This window comes from Arenimonas sp. (genome assembly GCF_019459675.1).
Classification (GTDB): Bacteria; Pseudomonadota; Gammaproteobacteria; order Xanthomonadales; family Xanthomonadaceae; genus Arenimonas.
Genome location: NZ_JAIBFH010000396.1, coordinates 1 through 8,368, shown reverse-complemented (window position 1 = coordinate 8,368; position 8,368 = coordinate 1). Strand labels below are relative to the sequence as shown.

The window sequence follows — 8,368 nt, the reverse complement described above, 5'->3', positions numbered from 1 at the left end:
CTTTCCCGCCCCCCTCCACCCCCCCCCTCCCCTTGTTCTCGCCCCTCCCCCCGCGCTTTCCCGCCCCCCTCCACCCCGGGCGCGGCCGCGGCCGCCTGACCGAGGAAAACATCCGCGAAGCCACCCGCGAGGTGCGCATCGCGCTGCTGGAAGCCGACGTGGCCCTGCCCGTGGTCACGGCCCTGGTCGAGCGCATCAAGGTGCGCGCGGTCGGCCAGGAAGTGCTGACCAGCCTCACCCCGGGCCAGGCCCTGATCAAGGTGGTGCGCGACGAGATGGCCGCCGTAATGGGCTCGGCCGCCAGCGACCTCAACCTCAACGTGCCGGCGCCGGCGATCATCCTGATGGCCGGCCTGCAGGGCGCGGGCAAGACCACCACGGTGGGCAAGCTGGCCAAGCACCTGAAGGAAAAGAAAAAGAAGAAGGTGATGGTGGTGTCGGCCGACGTCTACCGTCCGGCCGCCATCGAGCAGCTGCGGACGCTGGCCCAGCAGGTGGACGTGCTGTTCTTCGCCTCGGACGCGTCGCAGAAGCCCGAGGACATCGTCCGCGCCGCCATTGCCGACGCCCGCAAGAGCTTCGTGGACGTGCTGATCGTGGACACCGCCGGCCGCCTGGCCGTGGACGAAGCGATGATGGCCGAGATCAAGGCCCTGCACGCGGCCGTGAACCCGGTGGAAACGCTGTTCGTGGTGGACGCCATGACCGGCCAGGACGCCGCCAACACGGCCAAGGCCTTCAGCGAAGCGCTGCCGCTGACCGGCGTGGTGCTCACCAAGACCGACGGTGACGCCCGCGGCGGCGCCGCGCTCAGCGTGCGCTACATCACCGGCAAGCCCATCAAGTTCATCGGCGTGGGCGAAAAGCCCGACGGCCTGGACGTGTTCCACCCCGACCGCGCCGCCAGCCGCATCCTGGACATGGGCGACGTGCTGAGCCTGGTCGAACAGGTCGAACAGCAGGTGGACAAGGACAAGGCCCAGAAGCTGGCCGAGAAGGTCGCCAAGGGCAAGAAGTTCGACCTCAACGACATGCGCGACCAGTTCGAGCAGATGCAGAACATGGGCGGCCTGTCGGGCCTGATGGACAAGCTGCCGGGCATGGGCCAGGTGCCCGACCACGTGAAGGCCCAGGTCACCGGCAAGGAAATGCCGCGCATGATCGCCATCATCAATTCCATGACCAAGAAGGAGCGCCGCAACCCGGGCCTCCTGAACGGCTCGCGCCGGGCCCGCGTGGCCCGGGGCTCGGGCACCACCCCGGCCGACGTGAACAAGCTGCTCAAGCAGTTCCAGCAGATGGAAAAGATGATGTCCAAGCTGTCCAAGGGCGGCATCAAGGGCATGATGCGGGGCATGAAGGGCCTGATGGGCGGCGGCTTCCCCGGGCGTTTCCCCGGCGGCTGAGACGGCGGCCCGGGGCCTTGATTCGCCCGGCGGGGTTTCCTTCGGGCGGACAAGGGGTTAGAATTCGCGATTCCCCCGGCCGGAATGCGGTCGGGTCAACTGTTACAGAACTGCAGAGCGAATTCCCAATGGTCAAGATCCGCCTGGCCCGCGGTGGCGCCAAGAAGCGTCCCTTCTATCACATCGTCGTGACCGACCAGCGCAACAAGCGCGACGGCCGTTCGATCGAGCGCGTGGGTTACTACAACCCGATCGCCACCCCGACTGAGCCGCGCGTGGTGCTGGACACCGAGCGCGTGAAGCATTGGGTTGCCAACGGCGCCCAGCTGACCGACAAGGTCCGCGTGCTGTTCAAGGAAGCCTCGGCCAAGGCCGCGGCCTGAGCCCCTGGCCTCGCCCCGTGCGAGGCCTGATGCCATGAGCACCGATCGCCGCATCCTGCTGGGCAGGGTCGCCGGCGATTTCGGCGTCCGGGGGGAGCTCAAGCTCCTTTCCTGGACCGATCCCCGCGATGCCATCTTCAAGTACCAGCCCTGGATCCTCACCGCCGGCGAAAGCGAGCGGGAAGTTTCCGGCGTGCGCGGTCGCGACACCGGCAAGCTGCTGGTGGCGGTTTTCCCGGGCATTGAAAGCCGGGAACAGGCCGAGGCGCTGAAGGGTTCCGAGATCTGGGTGTCGCGCAGCCAGCTGCCGCCGCCCAAGCCGGGCGAGTACTACTGGGTGGACCTGGAAGGCCTGGCGGTGCAAACCGTCGAAGGCGTTGCGCTGGGCACCGTTTCGCACCTGTTCGACACCGGCGCCAATCCGGTGATCGTGATTTCCGGCGAGCGCGAGCGGCTGGTGCCGTTCGTCACCGACCAGTACGTCAAATCCGTGGATTTCGACGCCGGCCTGATCGTGGTCGACTGGGATCCGGATTTCTGACCCTTCGGCAGGACCCGCCGTGCGCATTGACGTCATCACCCTGTTTCCCGATTTCGTCCGCGACAGCGCCGCACTGGGCGTGGTCGGGCGTGCGCAGGAGCGTGGGCTGATGTCGGTGCACGGCTGGAACCCGCGCGATTTCGCCACCGACAACTACCGCCGGGTGGACGAGCGGCCTTTCGGCGGCGGCCCCGGCATGGTGATGCTGGCCGAGCCGCTGTCGGCCTGCCTGGCCGCCGTGCGCGCGGCCGATCCGGCGCCGGCCCGGGTCACCTACCTCAGTCCCCAAGGGCCGCGCCTGACGCAGGCCAAGGTCCGCGAATTGGCCGCCGCGCCGCGCCTGGTGCTGCTGTGCGGCCGCTACGAAGGCCTGGACGAGCGCTTCATCGACCGTGAGGTGGACGAGGAGATTTCCATCGGCGACTACGTGCTGTCGGGCGGCGAACTGGCCGCCGCGGTCGTCATCGATGCGGTCGGGCGCCTGCAGGAGGGCGCCCTGAACCACGCCGACTCGGCGGTGCAGGACAGCTTCGAGGACGGCCTGCTCGACACTCCGCACTTCACGCGGTCCGAAGCCGAGGGCACGGCCGGCGTGCCGGCGGTGCTGCTGTCCGGCGACCACGCCGCCATCCGCCGCTGGCGGCGCCAACAAAGCCTGGGCCGCACCTGGCTGCGGCGCCCGGACCTGCTGGCCCGCGTGGCGCTGGACAAGGCCGACCGGGCCCTGCTCGAGCAGTTCATCGCCCAGTGGCGGGCCGACCACCCGGCGGGCGGCTAACCGCTTCCCTTTCAAAGGCTTGGCAGGCTATACTTGCGAGCTGTGTCACTTAAGCCAAGCACGGATTCACCGGGCCTCTGGCGCGCATATCAAACAACTATCAAAGGCGTGTAACCATGAATTTCCTCCAGCAGTTCGAAGTTGAACAGTCGCAGCGCAAGCTGCCCGAATTCGGCCCCGGCGACACCATCGTGGTCAACGTGAAGGTCAAGGAAGGCACCCGCGAGCGCGTGCAGGCCTATGAAGGCGTGGTCATCGCCATCAAGAACGCCGGCCTGAACTCCGCCTTCACCGTGCGCAAGATCTCGCACGGTTTCGGCGTCGAGCGCGTCTTCCAGACCCACAGCATGGTCATCGACTCGGTGACGGTGAAGCGCCGCGGCAAGGTCCGCGCCGGCAAGCTGTACTACCTGCGTGGCCTGGAAGGCAAGAAGGCGCGCATCAAGGAAGACCTGGCTGCCACGGCCCGCACCAAGGCCTGAGCCCCGCCGGCTTCCACGCAAACGGCCGCCTTCGGGTGGCCGTTTTGCTTTCCGGGCCCCACGCCCCCATTCAAGCTCCATGGCACACCGGAACGTCGAAAACCGATGACCCCTTCTCCTGAAAACCCGGGCCTTCGCCTGGATATCTGGCTGTGGGCGGCGCGCTTCTACAAGACCCGCGCGCTGGCCAAGCACGCCATCGAAGGCGGCAAGGTGGACGTGCAGGGGCAGGGCGCCAAGGCCTCGCGCCTGCTCAAGACCGGCGAGACGCTGCGCCTGCAGCGCGGCGAAGACGTGTTCGAGGTCCAGGTGGTGGCGCTGAGCGGCAAGCGCGGTCCGGCCGCCGCCGCCGCCCTGCTGTATCTCGAATCGGACGAGTCGCGCGAAACCCGCCTGCGGCTGGCTGCCGAACGCCGCGCGGCGAACGCCGGCTACCGCGCGCCCGCCGGCAAGCCCGACAAGCGCGCCCGCCGGCTGATCCAGGCGCTGGGTGACCTGGACGCGCTGTGAGTCAGTCGGTGTCCGCCGCCGGCGCGTAAACCGGCAGGTCGGGCGCGCGCTGGAAGGCGAAAATCAGGTTGGTCTGGATATGCGCCACTTCCTCGCGGCTCGTGAGCGCGGCCATCGCGAAGTCGCGCAGGTGGTCGCTGTCGCGCACGCCCACGTGCACCAGGAAGTCGTCGGCGCCGGCCACGTGGTAGAGGTTGAGCACTTCCGGCAGGGCGATCAGGTGCTGGTGGATGGCTTCCACCTGCGGACGCGAATGCCGCGCCAGCCGCACCGCCACCATGGCCTGCAGGCCGATGCCCACCGCCTTCGGGGCGATCTCGGCGTGGTAGCCCAGCAGCACGCCGGCCTCGCGCAGCCGCCGCACCCGCTCCAGGGCGGTGGACGGTGCGATGCCGGCCCGCTCGGCCAGGTCCTTGTTCGGAATCCGCGCATTCTTTCGAAGAAGTCGAATAAGGGCGAAGTCTGTTCGGTCCAGGTGCATGCCGGGCCTCCTTTCGGAAATAGTATTCGGCTGCGCCGAATCAGGCCTCAGTCTATTCCATAGTGTGGACCTGTCGTTCCGGAGCCCGCCATGACCCGCATCGAAACCCTGGCCGTGCACGCCGGCCGTGAAGACTTCATCGCGCTCGGGGTGAATGCCCCGCCGATCGACCTTTCCACCACGTACCCAGTGACCGACCTGGACGTGGGCACCGCCAGCTTCGATGCCCTGGTGGGCGGCGCCGCCAGCGCGGCCAACCCGATCTACGCGCGGCTGCACAACCCCACCGTGGGCCGGGTGGAACAGGCCATGGCGACCCTGGAGGCCACCGAAGCCTGCGTGGCCTTCGGTTCGGGCATGGCGGCGCTGACCGCGGTGCTGATGGACGCGCGCTCGCGCGGCGGCCACGTGCTGGTGGTGCGGCCGCTGTACGGCACGTCCGACCACCTGCTGGCCTCGGGCCTGTGCGGGCTGGAGGCGGAGTTCGTGGAGACCGGCGACATCGCCGCGCGCCTGCGTGCCGACACCGCGCTGGTGATGATCGAAACGCCGGCCAACCCGACCCTGGACCTGGTGGACATCGCCGCCGTGGTGGCCTCGGCCGGCGCCGTGCCCGTGCTGGTGGACTCGACCTTTGCCACGCCCGTGCTGCAGCAGCCGGCGCGCCTGGGCGCGGCCTACGTGCTGCACAGCGCCACCAAGTTCCTTTCCGGCCACGGCGACGTGATGGCCGGCATCGTCTGCTGCAGCGAACAGCGCGCGCGTGGCCTGCGCGTGGTGCGCGCCGCCACCGGTGCCCTGCTGCACCCGTTCGGCGCCTACCTGCTGCATCGCGGGCTGCCGACGCTGGCGCTGCGGGTTGAGCGCGCCCAGGCCAACGCCATCGTGCTGGCCGCGCGCCTGGCCGAGCATCCGGCGGTGGCGAAAGTACATTTCCCGGGCCTGGGCACCGTGCGCAACGCGCACCTGTTGGGTTCGCAGATGGCGGGTCCCGGTTCGCTGATCGCTTTCGAGCTGGTGGCGGGCTATGAAGCCGCCGCGGCCGTCATGTCGCTGGTGCGCCTGATGACGCCAGCGGTGAGCCTGGGTTCGGTGGACACCCTGATCCAGCATCCGGCCGGCCTGACCCATCGCGTCGTGGACCCGGCGGCGCGCGAAGCCAACGGCATCGGCCCGGCGCTGCTGCGCCTGTCGGTGGGCATCGAACAGGTCGAGGACCTGTGGGTCGACCTGCGCCAGGCCCTCGACGCGGTTCGCCTCAGCGCAGCTGCTTGAGCCGGTAAAGCGCCTCGAGCGCCTGCTTGGGGGTGAGTTCGTCCGGATCGATGGCGGCCAGGGCTTCCGCGGCCGGCGACGGCTGCGGCGCGAACAGCCCGAACTGCTGGGGTGATTCCAGGGCCGCCGCGCTCATCTGCGCCACGGCCTGCGGCGCGCCGCGCTGCTCGAGCTCCGCCAGGGTGCGCCGCGCCTGTTCCACCACCACGCGCGGCAGGCCGGCCAGCGCGGCCACCTGCAGGCCGAAGCTGCGGTTGGCGGGGCCGTCCTTCACCGCGTGCATGAACACCAGCTTGTCGCCGTGCTCGATCGCGTCCAGGTGGACGTTGGCGATGCCGCTGCCCGGTTCGGCCAGCGCGGTGAGTTCGAAATAGTGGGTGGCGAACAGGGTGTAGGCGCGGTTTTGGTGCGCCAGATGGCGGGCGCAGGCCTCGGCCAGGGCGAGGCCGTCGTAGGTGGACGTGCCGCGGCCGATCTCGTCCATCAGCACCACCGACTGCGCGGTGGCGTGGTGCAGGATGTAGCTGGTTTCGGCCATTTCCACCATGAACGTGGACTGCCCGCGCGCCAGGTCGTCGCCGGCGCCGATGCGGGTGAGGATGCGGTCGATCGGGCCGATCACTGCGCGCGACGCCGGCACGAAGCTGCCGATGTGCGCCAGCAGCACGATCAGCGCGTTCTGGCGCATGTAGGTGCTCTTGCCGCCCATGTTCGGGCCGGTGATGACCAGCATGCGGCGGTCTTCGCCCAGCACCTGGTCGTTGGGTTCGAAGGGTTCACTGCGCACGGCTTCCACCACCGGGTGGCGGCCGCGTTCGATGTGCAGGCCGGGCGCGTCGGTGAGTTCGGGGCGCGACCAGTCCAGGGCCTGCGCGCGCTCGGCGAAGGCAGCCAGCACGTCCAGTTCCGACAGCGCGGCCGCGCAGCGCCTGAGCGTCTCCAGCCGTTCGTTCAAAGCGTCCAGCAGGCCTTCCCACAGCACTTTCTCGCGCGTGAGCGAACGGTCGCGCGCGCTGAGCACCTTGTCCTCGAAGTTCTTCAGCTCCTCGGTGATGTAGCGCTCGGCGCCGGTGAGCGTCTGCCGCCGCGTGTAGTGCGTCGGCGCGCGCTCGGACTGGCCCTTGCTGATCTCGATGAAGTAGCCGTGCACGCGGTTGTAGCCAACCTTGAGCGTGGCGATGCCGGTGGCGGCCCGCTCACGCGCCTCCAGGTCCACCAGGAACTGGTCGGCGGTGGTGGACAGCGTGCGCAGTTCGTCGAGCTCGGCATCGAAGCCTTCGGCGATGACGCCGCCGTCGCGCAGCAGCACCGGCGGCTGCGGGATGATGGCGGAGGCCAGCATCGCCGCGTCGCCGGCGTGTTCGCCCAGCTCGGCCGACAGCGCGGCCAGGCGCGGTGAATCCAGCGGCGCCAGCAGCGTGCGCAGGTCGGGCAGCATGCCCAGGCCGTCGCGCAGGGTGGACAGGTCGCGCGGCCGCGCCGAGCGCAGCGCCACGCGCGAGAGGATGCGCTCGACGTCGCCCAGGCCGCGGAAGCGTTCGCGCAGGCTTTCGTGCGCGTTGCCGTCCATCAGCGTGGCCACGGCGTGGTGGCGCTGGCCCAGCACGTGGTGGTCGCGCAGCGGGCGGTTGAGCCAGCGGCGCAGCAGGCGCCCGCCCATCGGGCTGACGCTGGAATCGAGCACGCCCAGCAGGGTGTGTTCAACGCGGCCGTCGGTGCGGCTGTCGAGCTCGAGGTGGCGGCGGGTGGCGGCGTTGAGGGCGATGCCGTCGTCGGCCGATTCAAACGCGATGGCGGTCAGGTGCGGCAGGCGCTGCTTCTGGGTTTCCTCGACGTAGGCAAGCAAGGCGCCGGCCGCGGAGATGGCCAGCGGCTTGTCCTCCAGGCCGAAACCGGTGAGGTCGTGCAGCGCGAAGAAGCGCAGCAGCTGGCGCCGGCAGGCGTCGGCGTCGAAGCCCCAGGGGGCCCGGCGCCGCAGGCGGGGCTGGGTGGCGACGGCGCTGAGCCAGCCGTCTTCGTCGGGCGCCAGCAGTTCGGCCGGATCCAGGCGTGCGAGCTCGGCGGCCAGTTGGTCGTCGTTCGCCACTTCCGAGACCAGGAAGCGGCCTGCGGCGAGATCGGCCCAGGCCAGGCCGTAGCCGTTCCTGCCGCGCGCGACGGCCACCAGCAGCGTGTCGCGGCGCTCCTGCAGCAGGGCTTCGTCGGTGACGGTGCCCGGGGTGACGATGCGCACCACCTTGCGTTCGACCAGGCCCTTGGCCAGCGCCGGGTCGCCGATCTGTTCGCAGATGGCCACCGATTCGCCCAGCGCAACGAGGCGCGCCAGGTAACCCTCCATGGCGTGCACCGGCACGCCGGCCATCGGGATGGGCGCGCCGGCCGAGGCGCCGCGCTGGGTGAGGGTGATGTCGAGCAGGCGCGCGGCCGTGCGCGCGGCGTCGTAGAACAGCGCGGAGAAGTCGCCCATCCGGAACAGCAGCAGGATGTCCGGGTGCTCCGCCTTGGCGGCGCA

9 protein-coding genes are annotated in these 8,368 nt (G+C 69.8%); 7 read left to right on the top strand and 2 right to left on the bottom strand.

The window, feature by feature from the left end:
* Positions 1 to 32 precede the first annotated feature (32 nt).
* From ffh to K0M70_RS13125, 6 genes are all read left to right on the top strand, one after another.
* A complete protein-coding gene (gene ffh / locus K0M70_RS13150; RefSeq protein ID WP_290782675.1) occupies positions 33 to 1,406 on the top strand; it encodes a signal recognition particle protein in 1,374 nt (457 codons plus the stop codon).
* Between the two features lie 128 nt (positions 1,407 to 1,534).
* Positions 1,535 to 1,789 carry a 30S ribosomal protein S16 gene (gene rpsP, locus K0M70_RS13145; protein ID WP_290782672.1) on the top strand — a complete coding sequence of 85 codons (255 nt, stop codon included), beginning with the start codon at positions 1,535 to 1,537 and terminating at the stop codon, positions 1,787 to 1,789.
* Positions 1,790 to 1,823: 34 nt separating this feature from the next.
* Positions 1,824 to 2,330 carry a ribosome maturation factor RimM gene (gene rimM / locus K0M70_RS13140; protein ID WP_290782670.1) on the top strand — a complete coding sequence of 169 codons (507 nt, stop codon included), beginning with the start codon at positions 1,824 to 1,826 and terminating at the stop codon, positions 2,328 to 2,330.
* 19 nt (positions 2,331 to 2,349) lie between these two features.
* Positions 2,350 to 3,108, top strand: a complete 759-nt coding sequence (gene trmD / locus K0M70_RS13135; protein WP_290782669.1) for a tRNA (guanosine(37)-N1)-methyltransferase TrmD — start codon at positions 2,350 to 2,352, stop codon at positions 3,106 to 3,108.
* A 116-nt stretch (positions 3,109 to 3,224) separates the two neighbouring features.
* Entirely contained in the window at positions 3,225 to 3,590 is a 366-nt protein-coding gene (rplS, locus tag K0M70_RS13130) for a 50S ribosomal protein L19 (protein WP_290782667.1), read from the top strand.
* Between the two features lie 105 nt (positions 3,591 to 3,695).
* Complete coding sequence (locus K0M70_RS13125; RefSeq protein WP_290782665.1) at positions 3,696 to 4,100, top strand: S4 domain-containing protein; 405 nt, start codon at positions 3,696 to 3,698, stop codon at positions 4,098 to 4,100.
* Between the two features lies 1 nt (position 4,101).
* Here the strand turns inward: K0M70_RS13125 and K0M70_RS13120 are convergent, their stop codons facing one another.
* Positions 4,102 to 4,581, bottom strand: a complete 480-nt coding sequence (locus K0M70_RS13120; RefSeq protein ID WP_290782663.1) for an Lrp/AsnC family transcriptional regulator — start codon at positions 4,579 to 4,581, stop codon at positions 4,102 to 4,104.
* Positions 4,582 to 4,671: 90 nt separating this feature from the next.
* On the opposite strand from K0M70_RS13120, the gene K0M70_RS13115 reads away from it, so the two are divergent.
* Entirely contained in the window at positions 4,672 to 5,856 is a 1,185-nt protein-coding gene (locus tag K0M70_RS13115) for a PLP-dependent transferase (RefSeq protein WP_290782662.1), read from the top strand.
* Here the strand turns inward: K0M70_RS13115 and mutS are convergent.
* Positions 5,840 to 8,368, bottom strand: a 2,529-nt coding sequence (gene mutS, locus K0M70_RS13110; RefSeq protein ID WP_290782660.1) for a DNA mismatch repair protein MutS, incomplete at its 5' end; no start/stop codon positions are given. The genes K0M70_RS13115 and mutS overlap by 17 nt on opposite strands.

Excerpts from the sequence above, each read along its gene's own strand:
- rpsP (WP_290782672.1), top strand. The coding sequence starts at position 1,535 with ATGGTCAAGATCCGCCTGGCCCGCGGTGGCGCCAAGAAGCGTCCCTTC.
- rimM (WP_290782670.1), top strand. The coding sequence starts at position 1,824 with ATGAGCACCGATCGCCGCATCCTGCTGGGCAGGGTCGCCGGCGATTTC.
- rplS (WP_290782667.1), top strand. The coding sequence starts at position 3,225 with ATGAATTTCCTCCAGCAGTTCGAAGTTGAACAGTCGCAGCGCAAGCTG.
- K0M70_RS13125 (WP_290782665.1), top strand. The coding sequence starts at position 3,696 with ATGACCCCTTCTCCTGAAAACCCGGGCCTTCGCCTGGATATCTGGCTG.
- K0M70_RS13120 (WP_290782663.1), bottom strand. The coding sequence starts at position 4,581 with ATGCACCTGGACCGAACAGACTTCGCCCTTATTCGACTTCTTCGAAAG.
- K0M70_RS13115 (WP_290782662.1), top strand. The coding sequence starts at position 4,672 with ATGACCCGCATCGAAACCCTGGCCGTGCACGCCGGCCGTGAAGACTTC.